Below are 17632 nucleotides of genomic sequence, written 5' to 3' on the forward strand. Positions count from 1 at the left end.
CTTGCGCAACAGGTGGTCCTGGGGAACCAGCATCTCGAGTGTCACCATCTCCAGATGCTGTTGGGCCGGCGTCGGTATCTTCAGCATGGCCCATTAAACGACAAACCCCAACGCGATGGTTGGGGTTTGTCAGCAGTCTGACGCCGCGCACCTGCGCGGCGTTTGGTTTTGCGCAGCCCGCTTATGCGCGGATCAGGCTTCTTCGCGCGGCTTGACCAGCAGTGCCAGCATGGTCAGCACGGCGGCCGCCGACAGGTAATACCCGACGTAGGCAAGACCGTAGGTTTTCGCCAGCCAGGTGGCCAGGTAGGGTGCCAGCGACGCGCCGAAAATGCCGGCCAGGTTGAACGCCAGCGACGCGCCGGTATAACGCACGGCCGTGGGAAACATCTGCGCCAGCACCGTGCCCAGCGGGCCATAGGTGATACCCACCACGCACATGCCCAGCACCATGAACAGCAGACCGTGATAGGAAAGCAACGGCCCATAGGCAATGCCGAAGGCAAAAATAAGCACGGTGGCGACGATCATGGTCAAATGCCCGCCGCGCCGGTCCGCCAGCCACGCGGAAAACGGGATCAGCGCCGCGAAGAACAACACGCCGATCATCTGGATGATCAAGAAGGTTTCGCGCGGATAACCCAGCCTGGCCGTGGCCCAGCTCAAGGCGAACACCGTCATGAGATAGAAGATGACGAACGTGGCCAGCGCCGCGAACGTGCCGGCGATCAAGGCGCGCAGATGATGCGTGAACACGCGCACCATCGGCACCTGCACCCGCTCGTGCTGCGCCATGGCGAGTGCGAACTCGGGCGTTTCAGTCAGGCGCAGGCGCATCCACAAGCCCACGACGACCAGTACGGAACTGGCCAGAAACGGCACGCGCCAGCCCCAGGCGAAAAACCCCGTGTCGCCCATGTACTGCGTCAACCACAGAAACAGGCCCGTCGCGGCGAGGAATCCGATCGGCGCACCGAGCTGTGGAAACATGCCATACCACGCGCGCTTGTCCGCCGGCGCATTCTCGATCGCCAGCAACACCGCGCCGCCCCACTCCCCACCCAGGCCAAGGCCCTGGCCCAGGCGGCACAGCGCCAGCAGCAGCGGCGCCATGAACCCGATCTGCGCGTAGGTGGGAAGCATGCCGATGACGACCGTGGACAGGCCCATGGTCAGCAACGCGGCCACCAGCGTGGCCTTGCGCCCGATGCGGTCGCCGAAATGGCCGAACAACGCCGAACCGATCGGCCTGGCCACGAACGCCAGCGCAAAGGTGGCAAACGATTGCAGCGTGGCCGATGCCGCATCGCTCGCCGGAAAAAACAGCTTGGGAAACACCAGCACCGCGGCAGTGGCGTAGATGTAGAAATCGAAAAATTCGATGGTGGTGCCGATCAGGCTGGCAAACAACACACGGCCTGGCGAATTGATCGGCGTCGCTACATCGCGCATATCGGGCTTTCCTTGGACGTAAGGTCCGATTCTGCCAGATATGGGTAGATGCCTGGCGTCCATGGGTACGCTCCGTCGATTCCTCCGAAACGCTTGCCTGCCGGTGCCGGCGCACCGATCCCTTGCCATGGCATCCAAGCCTTCGCCGCATATCCGGGGGCTAGGCGCTACCGAACCTGCCGAACCTAAAACCCCTTACTATCCGGCCAGGCTCCACAGCGCGAGCACCCGTCGACTTGGAGGAACCATGCAACAGGCCATGACGAAGATACGCCCGCTGATCGGTTGGCTGACGGTGGCGTTTTTCCTGATCTTCGGCGCGCGGTGGATGTCGGGCCTGGACAGCCACGCCTTCGCCTTGGGCCTGTTCCTGTGGTTGTTCCTGGTCATCGTCTACGTGGCCTTCGGCGTGGTGCACGAAGCGGAGGTCATCGCCGAGATGCTCGGCGAACCGCTGGGTACGCTGGTGCTGACGCTTTCGATCGTGGTGATCGAGGTCGTGCTGATTTCCGCCGTGATGCTTGGCTCGGAAGGCAGCGCCACGCTGGCCCGCGATACGATGTATTCGGTGCTGATGATCGTGCTCGACGGGGTGGTGGGGCTTGGCCTGCTGATGGGGGGATTGAGGCATTACGAGCAGTCCTACAACCTCAAGGGCGCGTCCGCGTATCTGTCGGTGATCATTCCGCTGGCGACGATCGCGCTGATCCTGCCCGATTTCACCACCTCCACGCCCGATGGTTCGCTCTCGCCCATGCAGGCGCTGATGTTCTCGCTGCTGACCATCGCCTTGTACGGCATTTTCCTGTGGCTGCAGACCGGCCGCCATCGCGGCTATTTCGTGGCGACCGATGCGCAGCCGATCGACCCGAAGGAAATGCAGCACCAGCGCCCTGCCACGGTCGAAAAGAAACAACTGCTGCTTCACTTTGTGCTGTTGCTGGTCAATATTCTTCCGATCGTCATTCTCTCCAAGAGCCTGGCGAAGATTCTCGACTATGGCATCGCCGCGAGCGGCGCGCCGGCCGCTCTTGGCGGCATCGTCATCGCGATCCTGGTGTTTGCGCCCGAAGGCATCTCGGCGCTGATTGCGATCCGTGCCGACCGGTTGACGCGCGCGGTCAATCTTTGCCTCGGCGCGGTGACATCGACGCTTGGATTGACCGTCCCCGCGGTGCTGGCGATCAGCCTTTACACCGGCAAATCGGTGTTGCTGGGTTTGCCGCCAGCGGGCATCGTGATGGTAATGGCCACGCTCATCCTCAGCGCGATCACCTTTTCCCAATCGCGCACGACGATGCTCGAAGGCGCGGTGCACCTGTCGCTGTTCGCCGTCTTCCTGGTGCTGATTTTCAGCCCCTGACGAAACGCCAAGACCGGGCGCGTGGACCACGCATGGGTCCACGCCAATAGGGTAGACAGGTCCGAAGTTCAGCCGCGAAAGAACAGGTAGACAGCGCTGTAAGGCACGCGAACCTCGCCTCCGGCATGGCTCGCGTCGCAGCCGGTGGCCGGCGCCACGCCGCCTTCGGTACGGGTGCGCACGATGTATTGCACGCCCGCCATCTGGCCGCTGCCGCTATGCGATCTGGCCCGCAGCACCAGCCACGGAACGGCTCCGGCATCGGGCGACGGCGAGACATTGATCGGCGTGCCAACCACCGCGCTGCCGTCCGGCGCCTGCCACGTGGGCCCGGCGAAGTGCTTGGCGATCGGATGGCCCTTGGCATCGGCCAGGCTGGCATCGGGCGCCTTCAGGGCCCAGGCGTAACCGCTGCCGGAAGCCTTGCAGGTATAGATCTGCACGCCCTTGGCAAATGCCTCGATGGCAGGTGCCTTAGCGGGCACACCCTGCGCATGGGCCATACCGGCAAGGGCGGCGAACACGGCAACGCCGTAAGGCAATCTCTTGGACATTGTTTGTCTCCTTAAATATCGTCCCGGGCATCAGCTCGCCCAGCTATGGAAGCGAGCGTATCCTACCGACGACGCAGCAAGTCCACACACGATGCCCTAATTTTGCTGCGCCGGTGTTGCAGCCCCCGGCGACGGAAACTTCGCCGCCAGCCAGTCGAACAAGGCCGCGTGCCACAGGCTGGGAGCGCCCATCTGGCAATGCTCGCCGCCGCCGGACTCGCGATCGAACATTACCGTGGTCACGCTGCGCGCATGGGTAAGGCTTTTGGCGAACATCCCGGCCTGGTCCGCCGGCACGAAATGATCATCCGCGCCGGCGAGAATCAGTACGTCCGAGGTGATGCGCGAGGCCACTGGCGCAAGCGTGTAGGCCTTGAACGCATCGATGACTCCCAAGGGATCCTTCGCGCCCAAGGTCCACATGCCGTTTTGCACCGCCCATGTCGAACCGGGATCGCTGGGACCGTGCGCGGCGAGATACCTCAAGGTGGCGTCGTAATGATGATCGCGCAACCAGAATACGAAAGGCGGAACATGGCGCGATGCAATGGCACCCGCATCGAAGAACACATCGTAGGCCACCACGCCGCTGATGCGCGGATCGAACGCCGCCGCGCGCGGGGCCAGATAGCCGCCCATGCTTTCGCCGATCAGCACGATCTTTCCGGTAACCGGATGCGTCGCCAGGAACGTATCCAGCACGGCGCCATTGGGTTTTTCCCATGCGGGCGTAAAGGTGAGGCCCTGTTCGCGCAACACCGAGCCCTGGCCGGGGCCTTCGTAGGTCAGCACCGAATAGCCACGCTCGTGCGCCGCCGCCACGACATGGAAGTAAAGCTCCTCCATCGTGCTGTCGTAGCCGCCGACCACCATCAGCAGCGGCTTTTTGTCCGCGCCTGCCGGGCCGGGATAGTAAACCGCGTTCAGGTGATTATGGCCGTAAGGAACGCGGATGCGCTGGTAAGCCACGCCCAGCACATCCAGCCCTTGATAAAACGCATCGATGTTTTTCTTCCACACGCCCGGCCGTTGCGGATCGTCCGGCGCAAGGAAAAATTCGGCGGCGCGATAGTCATTGTGGGCACGCAACAGCGCGTGCCCCTTGCTGATCGGATCAACGGTGCGATGCGCCAGTGCCATGGCACGATCGCCCGCGGCACTCCATGCCTGGTACCACCCCTGCGCATCGCCGGCCTTGAGGCCCGCGACGGCCAGGGCCACGTCGGCTGAATCGCCGCCGACGGCGGCGATGTCGTTCAGCACGCGGATGGTTTCGAAGTTGTAGGTCTGATCGGCAAAATAGCGCGGGTTGCCGCGATCTTCCGGCCGCGGCGACAGCACATGCCACGCGATTGCCGCAACCACTACGATCGCCGCAGCGATGAGAACTTTGCGCATGATTCTTACCCCTTTCAAGGCGTGCGCGTGGAGACGGTGTAAACCCACGCTGCGGTCGATGCCGCATGCACACATTGTGGGCGTTGGCCGGCGCCGTGCCAGTGACAGCTGTCAATCGCTTCCTGTGCATGTTGCCGGTTCAGCTTGCGTGGAGCGCCTTGGCCCAGGCTTGATGAACCGATCCCGAGGCAGCGCCGCTGCTTGAATAAAACTACACACAATTTGGCATAGACTGCCTCACGGTGAAGGTGGCGACGCGCCAGTTGCACTGGTCGCTGTCCTTCTTGCCCATGGCATGTCCTTTTCTCCGCAGGCATTCGTTGCTGGCCCGATGCACGCGGCAACCGCTTCAAAGTGAGGAGGGTAAGTTGATGACTCGCACCTCTCGAATCTCGTTGTACAAACCGCTGGCCGTGGCCGTGCTTGCCGTGGTTGCCGTCGCGCCTTCGTTCCCCGCCCAGGCCCAATATCGTCCGGGCCCCGGCTACCACCATCGTCCGCCGCCGCCCCCGCCCCGCTATCACGGTCGCCGTGGCGGCGACGGTGGCGCCCTGATCGCCGGCGCCCTGCTTGGCGTCGTGGCCGGTGCGGTGATTGCCAACTCGGCCGCCAGTGCGGCACAGCCGCCGCCGGGTGTGGTCTATACCGCCCCGCCTCCGCCGCCTCCGCCGGGCGTGGTCTATTACGACAACGGCGCGCCGCCTCCGCCCCCGAACGGGTATTGAACGCCGCCTCGCGTCCCCCGCGGACGCCATCGAACTGCAGTCATGAACTGGAGCAACCCATCATGAAAAACACTCTTCGCAAGGCTGCCCTACCCGTCGTGTTGTCACTGGCGATGTTCGCCGGCGCGGCATTCGCCCAAGAGGCATCCACCGCGCCGGCCCCGGCTTCGTCGGCAACCCACGCTGCCGGCAAAACCCACGCGCAACGCCGCGCCGACGCCGTCGAGCAGCGCATCGAGGACATGCACACGCAGCTGAAGATCACCGACGCGCAGTCCGCCCAATGGAATGCCTACGCACAGACCATGCGCGACAACGCCACCAGGGCCGCCGCCGCGTTTCACGATCGCGCGCAGAACCTGGCGGGCATGAATGCCGACGATGTGATGAAGTCCTACGCGCAACTGGCGCAGATGCACGCCGACGACATGCAGAAGCTGTCCACGGCATGGAGCGCGCTGTACGCCGTGCTTTTGCCTGACCAGAAGCAGATCGCCAACGATATGTTCCACAATCGCGCCTCGCATCCCCATCCGATGCCGCGCAACCGCGCCACCGGAGCTGCACCTGCCAGCGCGTCATCCTCCGCCACCAAGCCGGGCGGCACCTGAGCTTTCGTCGCCGCGCAACGCCGGCACCCACCAGAGGCCAGAAGCGACCGGCATGGTCCGGCTCTCTTCTGGCCTCTTCGCTATCGACGCCTTGGTACGCCTCCCAGGCAAAGCGGGACGCGCGCCCTGTTTATCGTGCTGCCGACCGGGCAGAATCCAGCCACGTGGGCGTGTTGGCAGGGGCCGCCGTAGCGGGAGGGTGAGAATGGCGATCGAAGGCAATGTCTCGCTTGCCGATGGCAGAACCATGACATTCGCCCAGTTCGGTACGCTGGAAGGCAACCCGGTTTTCTACTTCCACGGCACGCTATCCTCCCGGCTTGAGCCGTTGCTGATCGGCGACGAGACGTTTGCGCGATGCGGCCTGCGCATCATCGCGCCGGACCGCCCGGGCATGGGCCGCTCCAGCTTTCAGCCCCATCGCAATGTTTCCCATTGGCCGGTCGACGTGGCCGCGCTCGCCGACGCGCTGGGCATCGGCACGTTTTCGGTGCTGGGCTATTCCGGCGGCGGTGCCTACGCGGCGGCCTGTGCGGCCAGGATTGCCGAGCGCTTGCGCAACGTTGTCATCGTTTCGGGCGCATGGCGCCTGGACGCTCCGCACACGCTTGCCGCCATGCCCTGGATAAACCGGTTCACCTGGGCGCTCGCCAAATGGGCACCGCTCCTGCTGCCGGCGTGGATCAAAGGCATGAGTTCGAGCATGCATGGCGATCTGGCGCAGCTTAAACATTACCTGCAACCGGCCGACTACGACGCCTTCGAGAACGCGGGCCGCTACGAAGCATTTGGATACGCGCTGCGCGAGTCCCTGCGGCAGGGCGCGCGGGGCGCGGTGTGGGATATGCGCATGCACGTGCATCCGCTGGGGATTCGGCTGCAGGACATCGGTATCCCCGTGCATGTCTTCCATGGCGCAAAGGATCTCAACGTGCCCATCGCGCTGGTGCGCGAAACGTTGGCCGGGCTGCCCACGGCCGAACTGGTGGTCTATCCGTACGATGCGCATCTGTCGACGCTGTGCAATCATTTCGAAGAGATCGCCGCAGCCTTGCTCAGGGATCGGCCCGGAACGGACGCACATTGCCTGCCGCCGTGAACCGGCGCTAAGCTGGCCTCGCCCGGTTCCCCATCGCCTGCCGGGCATACCGACATCGACAATCAAGCACCGGGAGGAAGATCCATGGCTTTCTCTGCACGTGTTTCCCGTGACGTGATCGCGCAGATCAACGTGACGCCGCTGGTCGACGTACTGCTGGTGTTGCTGATCATTTTCATGATCACCTCGCCCGTGGTGATGCATAAGACAGCGCTGGACCTGCCACAGCCTTCATCGACGCCGTTGACGGATCCGCCAAGACCGATCCACCTGGCCATCCACCAGGACGGCCAGATGTACTGGAACGACACCCCGATCAACCTCAACCAGTTGAGCGTGCAGTTGAGCATCGCCGCTGCACAGGCCAGGCAACCAGCGCTGCAGATCGATGCCGCCGACGGCGTTGCCTACGACGTCGTCGCACGCGTACTGGCGCAGGCCAAGGCGCAGGGTGTATCGCATATCGACATGCTCGGCGAATAAAAGCGCCGGGTTTTGATTGGGGGGCGTCACCCGCGTGACGCCCCTTTTTGCCCCCGCTCCCAGGCGCCAGCCGGGCCGCGCGAGGCGATGCACAACCTGGCCGGCCGGGCTCGACCGTATAATGGGCCCATGCAAGAACAGCTCTCCTCGCACGCTTGTGCGCTCCAGGCCGATGTACAGCACGAGGGCTTTTCCTTCGTCACTGCGCACACCATGCATCCGCTGCTGCAATCGGCAGGCGGGCTTGCCGATTGGGCCGCCTTTTCGGAAAGCTGGAACCGGCTCGGGCCCGATCCCTATCTCGCCGCCAAGGGACGCTTTCGCCGCCGCAGGCATGCCACGTTCAGCGTGACGGCCGATGGCGCCATCGCGCTTGCGCCGCATCAACCGCACTATCAGTCCTTGCAGTACAACGCGCTGCAAGGGGACATCCAGCGCTGGTTCGAACCGATCGAGCCGGCCGTGGCGAACGGTGCGAGCCTGCGCACCATCCTGGCCTTCTGCAACGCGCTGTTCGGATCGCTGGCGCCCAGCGTCACGCAGTGGCACGTGGAAGCGCATCAGTTCCGCATCGAAGCCAGCCAGGGCGCCGCCGGTGAGCCCACGCCCGAAGGCAGTCATCGCGACGGCGTGGATTTCGTGCTGGTGCTGCTGATCGACCGGCACAACATCGCCAGCGGCACCACCACCATCCACACGCCGGAGGGAAAACCGCTGGGCGATTTCACCCTCACCCATCCCCTCGACGCAGCGCTTATCCACGATCCGCGCGTGTTTCATGGCGTGACGCCGGTGACGCCGCTGGTGGCCGGCGAACCGGCGCATCGCGACGTACTGGTAGTGACGTTCCGCGCGGCGTCCTGACCGCAGTCAGCGCTTGCCCGGCCCCGCGCGACGGCCGGCCTTCCATGCAGCCAGCCGTTCGCGAATGTAGTTGTCGTAGTCGTAGTCCGTTTCAAGCTTCGGCGGCGCGCGATGCGTGCCTTGTTCGGCATCGGGCACCGGCAGTCGCGAGACCAGGTCGGCATACACTTCCTGCAGATGCGAGGGGCGATTCGCCGCGGGATTGGCGCCGGTCGAGGCCGGTACCGTCACCCCATCCAGCGGATCGTCGGTGCGCGGCGTGGCAAGGCTGAGCACGGCGCCGACATCGGGCGCGGCCGCGTCGCGCGCGGTCAACGCGGGTACGTTCCAGCGCAGCTCCACGGTCTTGAGAATGGAGGTGTGATCGAACGGCATCGAACCTTCCGGCACGCGCAATACCGTGCCCGCGGGAATCAGCGGCGATATCAACAACGTCGGCACGCGCGGACCGAAACGCCTGAAATCGAAACCGTATTCGCCCGCCGTGCTATCGGGCGGCACGGCTTGGGTGGGCGGGGCGACGTGGTCGTAGCAGCCGCCGTGCTCGTCGTAGGTGACGATCAGCAGCGTCTCGTTCCAGTTCGGCCCGTTGCGCAGCGCGTAATACACGTCGTGGATGAATTGCTCGCCCAGCGATACGTCGTAATTGGGATGTTGGCTATTGCCTTTGGAACCCCAGCCAGGCTCCAGGAACGTGTAGGAAGGCAGGCTGCCGTTCGCCGCGGCCGACTGGAAATCGCTGAACTGGCCGAAGTAGCTGTCGGCAAGATGGGTGATATCGGTAAACGTCTGGCGCGTCAGCGGATCGGCATCGTAGCCGTAGATCGCCCAGCTCACATTCTGCTTGATGAGCGATGTGTAGATGGTCGGCGAGGTAAACGTCCTGGTCTTGTCGTCCATATGGCCCTGCGAGGTGCCGGCATGGACGAAGGCGCGATTGGGCAGCGTCTCGGTGGGCACCGATCCGTACCAGAAATCGCACACCGCAAAACCGCGCGCCAGCGCCGACAGCACCGGCAGGGTTTGCGGCGTATGCATGGCCATGATGTCGCTGGCGACGGTGCCGGCGAATATGGATTGCTTCTCCTTGCTCTCCCAGCCCAGCGTGTAGGAGAAGTTGGCGATGAATCCTTGATTGGTCGCCACCGGCGGCGTGGGTGCGGTGTTGCTGCCGAACAGTTGCGAATTGGTTGCCGTGTAACCTTCGCCCGGATCGGCGCCGGGAAGGAAATAGGTATTGGCCGCACCCGCCTGGATCTTGTACACCGTGACCGGATCGCCGCCGCTGGCACTGGGATTGGATTCACTGCCAGTCAAGCCCTCGAACGCCTGGCCCGCGGGCGAGGTGTTGCCCGTGTCGGCGTACAGAAATCCCAGCATGTGATCGAAGGAGCGGTTCTCCAACATCAACACCACAATGTGATTGATCGAAGGCAGGGATGAACGGGTGCTGGACATGCGGCCACCTTTGGCGGGCACGGAAGAAGGGTGTATTTCGCCACGATGCGTGTAATGGTTTGATCAACGCCCGGCGCAGGCATCCAAGCTAGCCGGACACTGTGACAGTTTCGGCGATACCTATGCCGTTTCCAGATAGGGCGTCATGATCTGCGCCAGCCAGTCCATGAAAACCTGCAGGCGCGCGGACACGTTGCGCCGCCGTGCGTACAGCAGGGACACGGACATCGGCTCGGCGCGGTACTGCGGCAACACTTCCACCAGCGTACCCGCCTCGATCATCGGCGATACGCCAACTTGCGGCGACTGGATGATCCCCAGCCCCGCGAGGCACCCGGCCTCGTACGCATCGATGCTGTTGACGGTGAATACACCCGGCATGGCTACATGGCGGCAAAGCGGCCCGTCCATGTATTCGAAACCCGGCGGGCGCTGACCGAGCGTGCCGACATAGTGGATCAACCGGTGCGTGGCCAGGTCGTTCAACTGCTGTGGCGCGCCGTAGGCCGCGAGGTAGCCGGGACTGGCGCAATTGACGATGCGAAGGCGCCCCAACGTACGCGCGACCAGGCTGGAATCTTCCAGTGTGCCCACCCGCATCACGCAGTCGAAACCTTCCCCGACCACGTCTACGCGGCGGTCAGTGCAGCTCAGCTCGATCTCGATGTGCGGATGCTCGCGCAGGAATTGCGGCAAGCGTGGAATGACCTGATGGCGTGCGATGTGGCCATTCATGTCCACGCGCAGGCGCCCGCGCAAGGATTGCGGCGCGTGCTGGAACATCGCGCCGAGTTCGTCCAGGTCCGCCAGCACGGTCTTGCATCGTTCGTAGAAGCGCTGGCCATCCTGGGTCATCTGCACCTTGCGCGTGGTCCGCAATAGAAGCTGCGTGCCAAGCTCCGCCTCAAGCTGCTGCACGGCCATCGACGCGCTGGCCTTGGGCAGGCCCAGGCCATCGGCGGCCTTGGTGAAGCTGGCCATTTCGGCGACTCGCACGTAGACATGCATGGCATCGATCCGATTCATGCGAACCTCCTCTCGTGACGGGACCATTGTTCAATATTTTTGAACACATATCTCATAATTAGACAATTTATGCAGCTTCTGTAGATCAATATGCTGGCCAGGTTGGTTTCACCCACTTACCCGGAGACGCCCCATGAGCACGCAGACCCCCATCGCCCTGATCACCGGCGGCAGCCGAGGCCTGGGCAAAAGCATGGCCTTGAAGCTGGCCGAACACGGCACCGACGTGGTGCTGACCTACCGCTCCAACCAGGCCGAGGCACAAGCCGTCGTCGCGGCCATCGAGACGCTCGGCCGCCGTGCGGCCGCGTTGCCGCTGGACGTGGGCAAGGCCGCCACCTTCAACGACTTCGCCACGCAGCTGCGCCAGGTGCTGCAACAGTGGCAGCGCGAGCGCTTCGATTACCTGGTCAACAACGCCGGCATCGGCGTTCACGCCAGCTTTGCCGACACCACCGAAGCCCAGTTCGATGAACTGGTGAACGTGCACTTCAAGGGCACCTTTTTCCTGACCCAGACCCTGCTGCCGCTGATCGCCGACGGCGGCCGCATCGTCAACGTGTCGAGCGGCCTGGCGCGCTTCGCCCTGCCCGGCTATTCCGCCTATGCCTCGATGAAAGGCGCCATCGAAGTGCTCACGCGCTATCTCGCCAAAGAACTGGGCGCACGCGGCATCGCCGTCAACACACTGGCGCCGGGCGCCATCGAAACCGATTTCGGCGGCGGCACGGTGCGCGACAATGCCAACGTGAACGCCTTCATCGCTTCGCAGACCGCGCTAGGCCGCGTCGGCCTGCCGGACGACATCGGCGGCGCGGTGGCATCGTTGCTGTCCACGGACAGCCGCTGGATCAACGGCCAGCGCATCGAAGTCTCCGGCGGCATGTTCATCTGAATGCAACACAGCGATGCCGACACCCTGCGCAACCGGAGCGGTTGCACAGGGTGCGGCCCTATCTGCCTACCCATTCGCAGTCCGCTTCAATCGGTGTACCTTGATGATCTTGCTGAAACCATCCATGCGGAGAATCAGCCGTGGTCAGCTACATCGATCCCACCCAGAATGCGCCCAGCCGCGAAAAGGCATTCCATGCCTTGTATGAGGCCGCGGAGCTCGAACACTGTTTGATGTGCACCTATCTCTATGCGGCGTTTTCGCTGAAATCGTCGCTGGAAGAAGGGCTGACGCCCGCGCAATTGGAAGCGGTCACGCGCTGGCGCAAGCTGATCATGCAGATCGCCACGGAAGAAATGGGGCACCTGACCGCGGTATGGAACATCACCGTCGCGCTGGGCGGCGCGCCGCGCGTGGGACGCTCCAACTTCCCGCTCGACCCTGGCTATCTGCCGGCGGGCGTGGTAGTGAAACTGGCGCCGTTCAACATGGAAACCTTGCAGCATTTTATCTTTCTGGAGCGGCCCGCCGACTCCGATGAACCCGACGGCATGGGCTTCGAGCCGGAACGGCAGTTCGTGCGCGGCGCCGACGGTCCGCGTCTTACTCCGCACGGCTTGAACTACGACACGGTCGGCCATTTCTATCAGATGCTCGGCGGCGGTTTGCGCCGGCTGGTGGCCGACCATGGCGAAACCTGCGCGCTGTGCGGCAACCCCGGCTTGCAGCTGTGCGAAACCGAAGTCATCCTCGGCGGCGCCAAGCGCGTGATCTGCCTTAAAACGGCGCTCGCCGCGTTCGATGCGATCATCACCCAGGGCGAAGGCGCGCAGCACAGCGTGGCCGATTCGCACTATCACAAATTCGCTTCCATCCGCACCCAATACAAGGCGCTGCTCGAAGCCGACCCCTCCTTCAAGCCGGCGTTCCCCGCGGCCACCAATCCAGTGCTGCGGCGTCCGCCGCGACCGGAGGGCCGCGTGTGGCTGGAAGATCCACGTGCGATCGCCACCGTCGATCTGGCCAACGCCGCGTATGGACTGATGCAACGCTTGCTTGCATACACCTATGCGGTGACCACGAAAGATCCGGATAAATCGGTGTCGCTGGACTTGTCCATCGGCCTGATGCATGCACTGGTTCCGCTGGCCGAGCGCGCCGCGCGGCTGCCGGCGGGGCCGTCCAATCCTACGTGCAACGCGGGCGTGTCGTTCATCGCGTTGCGTGATTCGGCCGCGTTGCCGCCTGGACCGGCCGCGCGCCGGTTCTTTATCGAACGCCTGCAAGAGTTGGCCGATGCGGCCGTGCACATGCAGGAAGCCGACGATCCGCGCACCGCGGCGGCGGCAGCGATCTTCACCAAGCTGCTGCACACCGCGCAGGACGGCTACGACCTTTCGCGCCCCGCGCCCTCGCCCGTGCTGGGCACGTTCGCGCCGCCCGCGCCGATTGCGGTGCAACCGCCGGCTCCCACGCCCGCGCCGATGCCCGGAGGCATCGAGCAGGTCGACGGCGAAAAAATCAGCATCTTGTACGATGGAAAAAAGTGCATTCACTCGCGCTTCTGCGTGACGGGTGCACCGAAGGTTTTCCTTGCGAACGTGCAAGGACCCTGGATCCATCCCGACGCCATGGACGTGGAGCGGCTCGTCGATATCGCACACGCCTGCCCCTCCGGCGCGATTCGCTATCAGCGTCGCGACGGGCGTCCCGACGAATCCGCGCCGCCGGTCAATCTCGCCGCGATCCGCGAAGCCGGGCCTTACGGTTTTCGCGGCGACTTGCGCCTCAACGGTTCTCCCGCGGGCTACCGCGCAACGTTGTGCCGATGTGGCGCATCGAAAAACAAACCTTACTGCGACGGCTCGCACCACGACATCCATTTCAACGCCACCGGCGAACCGGCAACATCGTCATCGCCCGAAACGCTGGAAACCCGCGACGGCCCGCTGCGAATCGATCCGCAACTCAACGGACCGCTGCGCGTGCGCGGCAACCTGGAAATCGTCAGCGGCACCGGCCGCATGGTCACGCGCGTTACCAGTACCTTCCTGTGCCGGTGTGGACACAGCCAGAACAAGCCGTTCTGCGATGGCAGCCATGCGAATGTCGGGTTCGTTGCAGACGGTGCTTAGTCGTTGCTTGAGCGGCGACTTGGGACAGGACAGCTAAGCCGACACACCACCGGCACCACGACGGGGCCTGCCAGCGGCCCCGTCAGGTACGCCGTCGATCAGCGCATGATGCCGGTATGGCCCAGCGAATAGCGGCCCGGTTGCGGCCACACGGCGAGGCCGTGCGGCTCCATGCCGACCTTGATGATCTTCACCTTGCCGGTCGTGGTGTCGAACGCATACACCACGTCGTCGAAACGGCCTGACAGCCACAGCCACTTGCCGTCGGCGGTAACGTTGCCCATGTCGGGACTGCCGCCGCCGGGGATCGGCCAATTGGCCACGACCTTGCGCGTGGCAAAGTCGATCACCGATACGCTGCCCGGACCATTGCGCGGGCCATGCACTTTGTTGGAACCGCGATTGGCCACGTACAGCTTGGTTGCGTCGCGGCTGGGGTACAAGCCGTGCGTGCCGATGCCGGTCTTGATGAAGCCGATCTTGGTGAAGCTGTCGCCGTCGATCAGGTATACGCCGTCGGCCATCATGTCGGCCACGTAGAACACCTTGCCGTCCGGCGAGACGCGGATATCCTGCGGCATGCCGCCCTTGTGCAGTTCAAGGTAGCCGACGACTTTCTGGTGCACCATGTCGATCTTGGCGATCTTGCCGCCGAATTCGCAGGTGAAGATGGCGTAGCGGCCGTCGATGGAGAAATCGGCATGGTTGATGCCCTTGCACTCGGGCACCTGCAAGCTGAACTTCAGCGCCATGGTGTGCGCATCGCGGAAATCCAGGCGCGCATGCGCCTCGGCCACCACGATCGCTTCTTTGCCATTGGGGGTGAAGTACATGTTGTACGGATCGTCGACCATCACCTCCTTGCCCGGCCTGCCGGTCTTGGGGTCGATCGGGGTGAGGCTGCCGTCGTTATGGCCTTCGGCATTGTTGGTGACCCACAGCGTGCGCAGATCCCACGAAGGCACCACATGCTGCGGACTGCGGCCGACCGGGAATTTGTACAGCACCTTGAAGGTGCTCGGGTCGATGACGTAGACATCGTTGGAGCGCAGATTGGGGACGTAGATGCGCGGAAGGTCGCCCGCGACGGCCGGACTGAAATCGTTGTAGCCGGCCTGGCTGTACATGTTGGCGGGATGGATCACCGGGGGCATGCCGGGAACGGTGTCTACCGTTTGCGCGGCGGCGGCGGCGGTGAAGCACAAGCCGGCCAGCGCGGCGCCGAGGTGCGAAGCAAGACGCCCAAAACGTTCGAATTTCACAGCTGATTCCTGTATCAGGGACAAGACGATCAATAAATCATTGCCGCGGCGACGTCAGCGCCCCGCTGTTTCTTTCCGGATGGCGTCGACCGTGCGCGAAACTATAGCATCCACGCCCAATTGCCCCAGCTCCGCGCTGGAACGGCGCGGATCGCCGCCGTACACGCCATCGGCCGCGCCCGGCTTGGGGGCATGGCGAAGCGCACTGGAACGCACCATCTGCGGCGCCACGGCCAGCTGCAGCGAGGTATCGGCCAGCCCCGCGTGGGTGCCGATTTCGTCATCGCGATAGCCATGCTGGCGCAGGATCTGCGCGAAGCCTTCCGACGAAGCGTCGTAGTAGGCCGCGGGCACCCAGGCGCGCGCGCCGCCGCCGGCCCAGGCTTTGTTGAGCTGCGCCACGACCAGCTTGAGGTCCTTCTGGTAGCCGCCGTGGTCGCCCAGGAACACGACGTTGCGAAAGCCGTGCACGGCAAAACTGTTGGCGGCCGACTCCAGCATTTTCTCGAACACCTCGTCGGGGATGGTGATCGTGCCGGGAAAGCGCATGTGCGAAGTCGGTGGCGCATAGCCGCCTTCGGGCACGTAGGCGACCACCGGCGCGACCAGCGCATTGCCCAACTGCTGCGCGATCTTTTGCGCCAGGTATTGGACCCGCGCATTGTGCTTGCCCACCGCCAGGTACGGGCCGCTTTGCTCGGTGCCGCCGATGGGGATGATCACGGTGGTCTTGCCCGCGCGGATCGCGTCGCGCAATTGGGTCCAGGTGAGGTTTTGCAGTTCCACCGTCGAGGGAGCCTGCGCGAACGAAACACCGGCGAACAGCAGCAACGCGGCTGACGCAACAACACGTCGGAAAATGGAGCGCATGATCGGGCCTGGCAGGACAAACACAAACACATCGGCGCACTATGGTTGCACGCCGATACCATCGCCGCACTGGTCGCGGACGCAATGCCCTAATTTTGCCTCATTTGTTCTCGGGCAGGGCTTTTCGAAAAATCCCTTCCCAGTAAGCCACACGTTCGGAATACGCTTCGCGCACGGATTCGGGCTGGTCGTTCTGCAGGCTGCGCACGTGGGTCAGCGGCAAAGTGGCGGACGCCAGGTGCCGCCAGGTATCGGCCGCCATGTGCAGGTGGGTATGCGAGGCCACCAGCGCAGCGATCACCTGCTGGTCGACCATCTGCTGAGCGCTCAGCGCCATCAAGCCTTCCAGCGCCAGATCTGTACGCTGGGAAAGAAACGCCACCGCTTCGCCCCAATTGTTGAAGCTGACTTCCATGGAAGGCTCCTTAGGTCTCGGGGGACGACTCGCAGCCTAGCACCAAGCGGTGTGCGGCTCTGTCTTTGAAATGTTTATTCAACCGCTATGCAGCCCAAAGCCACCCTGGCGGGCGGCTGTTTCAGCGAAGCTGGCTGTCCTTGCTGCCGCGTCGGTTATACAGGCTGGTGCCGCGTTCGGCGTCCTGCGCGGCCTGGCAGGCCACGCACAGGCGCACGCCCGGCACCGCCTTGCGCCGCGCCGCGGGGATGGGGGCGTCGCACTCCTCGCAATGGGCAAGGCCGGGGCCCTTTCTCAACTGGCCGCGTGCGCGCTGCACCGCATCGTTGACGGTGGCGTCGATCTGGTCCTGAACCGCGCCGTCGCCAGCCCAACCGGTTGCCATGGGAACCTCCTGAAATTTGCCAATGAAGGGCGCACTTGCACCACCGGCCTATGCATGATCTGGGGTCAAAAGCCTCTCGCTCCAAGCTGGCGGCACTTGCCGGCTCCCGCGCAGCACCGCCATTGAAAAAAAATAATGTAAATCAGTACATTAGAAAATAGATTCATCAGCAAGCCACGCAAACCGCGTAGCCGCGGACAGCTCACGGCCAGGATGCGCGCCGCATGAAGCCACCAACGCCGGGATATGATGCACGGCACGGCCGTTCCAGGGAGTAACAGGCCCGGCCCGACGGTCGTAAATGTGCAGCATTCAAATACAAGGGGCTAGTTGAATGTCGAGCGTTATCGATTTTTTGGAAAAATTGGGCAGCCAGGCTCAATGGCACCGCGCGTCTCCGGAGGAACTGGAGCTTGCGCTGGCAGAAACGGACATCCCGGCCGCAGAACGCTCCGCCATTCTCGCCAGCGACGTTGCGCAACTGCAAACGTTGATGCAACAGCTTCCGCCCATCACAGTCATGATTCCGCCGGACGAGGAAGAAGGTGAAGAGGACGAGGAAGAAGATGGCGACGAGAAGCACGAGCCCAACGGCCAACGCAACTCGCCGGCAACCGCATCGTTGCAGCACGCCTGA

General features: G+C 63.7%; 18 protein-coding genes. 9 read left to right on the forward strand and 9 right to left on the reverse strand.

Annotation, left to right across the window (positions count from 1 at the left end; all coding sequences use genetic code 11):
• Positions 1 to 192: 192 nt before the first annotated feature.
• Entirely contained in the window at positions 193 to 1452 is a 1260-nt protein-coding gene (locus VME63_RS15475) for an MFS transporter (protein ID WP_325434252.1), read from the reverse strand.
• Positions 1453 to 1711: 259 nt separating this feature from the next.
• Between VME63_RS15475 and VME63_RS15480 the strand changes: the two genes are divergently transcribed.
• A complete protein-coding gene (locus tag VME63_RS15480; protein WP_325434253.1) occupies positions 1712 to 2815 on the forward strand; it encodes a calcium:proton antiporter in 1104 nt (367 codons plus the stop codon).
• Positions 2816 to 2883: 68 nt separating this feature from the next.
• Here VME63_RS15480 and VME63_RS15485 read toward each other — a convergent pair whose 3' ends face one another.
• Both VME63_RS15485 and VME63_RS15490 read right to left on the reverse strand, forming a co-directional pair.
• Positions 2884 to 3369 (reverse strand): DUF3455 domain-containing protein, encoded by a 486-nt coding sequence (locus VME63_RS15485; protein WP_325434254.1) that lies wholly within the window; start codon positions 3367 to 3369, stop codon positions 2884 to 2886.
• 96 nt (positions 3370 to 3465) lie between these two features.
• Entirely contained in the window at positions 3466 to 4767 is a 1302-nt protein-coding gene (locus tag VME63_RS15490) for an alpha/beta hydrolase family protein (protein ID WP_325434255.1), read from the reverse strand.
• 371 nt (positions 4768 to 5138) lie between these two features.
• Here VME63_RS15490 and VME63_RS15495 point away from each other — a divergent pair, with 371 nt between their 5' ends.
• The 5 genes from VME63_RS15495 to VME63_RS15515 all read left to right on the forward strand — a co-directional run bounded on the left by VME63_RS15495 (position 5139) and on the right by VME63_RS15515 (position 8549).
• Positions 5139 to 5492: a hypothetical protein gene (locus tag VME63_RS15495; RefSeq protein ID WP_325434256.1), complete on the forward strand. Its 354-nt coding sequence runs from the start codon at positions 5139 to 5141 to the stop codon at positions 5490 to 5492.
• A gap of 62 nt (positions 5493 to 5554) precedes the next feature.
• Entirely contained in the window at positions 5555 to 6103 is a 549-nt protein-coding gene (locus tag VME63_RS15500; protein WP_325434257.1) for a Spy/CpxP family protein refolding chaperone, read from the forward strand.
• A 205-nt stretch (positions 6104 to 6308) separates the two neighbouring features.
• On the forward strand, positions 6309 to 7202 hold the full coding sequence (locus VME63_RS15505) for an alpha/beta hydrolase (RefSeq protein ID WP_325434258.1): 894 nt from the start codon (positions 6309 to 6311) through the stop codon (positions 7200 to 7202).
• 84 nt (positions 7203 to 7286) lie between these two features.
• Complete coding sequence (locus VME63_RS15510) at positions 7287 to 7685, forward strand: biopolymer transporter ExbD (RefSeq protein ID WP_325434259.1); 399 nt, start codon at positions 7287 to 7289, stop codon at positions 7683 to 7685.
• 129 nt (positions 7686 to 7814) lie between these two features.
• Complete coding sequence (locus tag VME63_RS15515; protein ID WP_325434260.1) at positions 7815 to 8549, forward strand: 2OG-Fe dioxygenase family protein; 735 nt, start codon at positions 7815 to 7817, stop codon at positions 8547 to 8549.
• 6 nt (positions 8550 to 8555) lie between these two features.
• Here the strand turns inward: VME63_RS15515 and VME63_RS15520 are convergent, their stop codons facing one another.
• Both VME63_RS15520 and VME63_RS15525 read right to left on the reverse strand, forming a co-directional pair.
• Entirely contained in the window at positions 8556 to 10007 is a 1452-nt protein-coding gene (locus VME63_RS15520) for an alkaline phosphatase family protein (protein WP_325434261.1), read from the reverse strand.
• 120 nt (positions 10008 to 10127) lie between these two features.
• Positions 10128 to 11033 carry a LysR family transcriptional regulator gene (locus VME63_RS15525; protein ID WP_325434262.1) on the reverse strand — a complete coding sequence of 302 codons (906 nt, stop codon included), beginning with the start codon at positions 11031 to 11033 and terminating at the stop codon, positions 10128 to 10130.
• A gap of 133 nt (positions 11034 to 11166) precedes the next feature.
• On the opposite strand from VME63_RS15525, the gene VME63_RS15530 reads away from it, so the two are divergent.
• Together VME63_RS15530 and VME63_RS15535 are read left to right on the forward strand one after the other, a co-directional pair.
• On the forward strand, positions 11167 to 11928 hold the full coding sequence (locus VME63_RS15530) for an SDR family NAD(P)-dependent oxidoreductase (protein ID WP_325434263.1): 762 nt from the start codon (positions 11167 to 11169) through the stop codon (positions 11926 to 11928).
• 140 nt (positions 11929 to 12068) lie between these two features.
• Positions 12069 to 14063 (forward strand): ferritin-like domain-containing protein, encoded by a 1995-nt coding sequence (locus VME63_RS15535; protein WP_325434264.1) that lies wholly within the window; start codon positions 12069 to 12071, stop codon positions 14061 to 14063.
• Positions 14064 to 14161: 98 nt separating this feature from the next.
• Here VME63_RS15535 and VME63_RS15540 read toward each other — a convergent pair whose 3' ends face one another.
• The 4 genes from VME63_RS15540 to VME63_RS15555 form a co-directional block, all read right to left on the reverse strand.
• Positions 14162 to 15325, reverse strand: coding sequence for a YncE family protein (locus VME63_RS15540; protein WP_325434265.1), 1164 nt, complete (start codon positions 15323 to 15325; stop codon positions 14162 to 14164).
• A 54-nt stretch (positions 15326 to 15379) separates the two neighbouring features.
• Positions 15380 to 16195, reverse strand: coding sequence for a creatininase family protein (locus VME63_RS15545; RefSeq protein ID WP_325434266.1), 816 nt, complete (start codon positions 16193 to 16195; stop codon positions 15380 to 15382).
• A 100-nt stretch (positions 16196 to 16295) separates the two neighbouring features.
• Positions 16296 to 16610 carry a hypothetical protein gene (locus tag VME63_RS15550; RefSeq protein ID WP_325434267.1) on the reverse strand — a complete coding sequence of 105 codons (315 nt, stop codon included), beginning with the start codon at positions 16608 to 16610 and terminating at the stop codon, positions 16296 to 16298.
• Positions 16611 to 16731: 121 nt separating this feature from the next.
• Positions 16732 to 16995 carry a DksA/TraR family C4-type zinc finger protein gene (locus VME63_RS15555; RefSeq protein WP_325434268.1) on the reverse strand — a complete coding sequence of 88 codons (264 nt, stop codon included), beginning with the start codon at positions 16993 to 16995 and terminating at the stop codon, positions 16732 to 16734.
• Between the two features lie 334 nt (positions 16996 to 17329).
• Here VME63_RS15555 and VME63_RS15560 point away from each other — a divergent pair, with 334 nt between their 5' ends.
• The gene (locus VME63_RS15560) at positions 17330 to 17632 is read left to right on the forward strand and encodes a hypothetical protein (protein ID WP_325434269.1); all 303 of its coding nucleotides are present in this window, start codon (positions 17330 to 17332) and stop codon (positions 17630 to 17632) included.

The organism is Dyella sp. (assembly GCF_035503745.1).
GTDB lineage: Bacteria > Pseudomonadota > Gammaproteobacteria > Xanthomonadales > Rhodanobacteraceae > Dyella_B.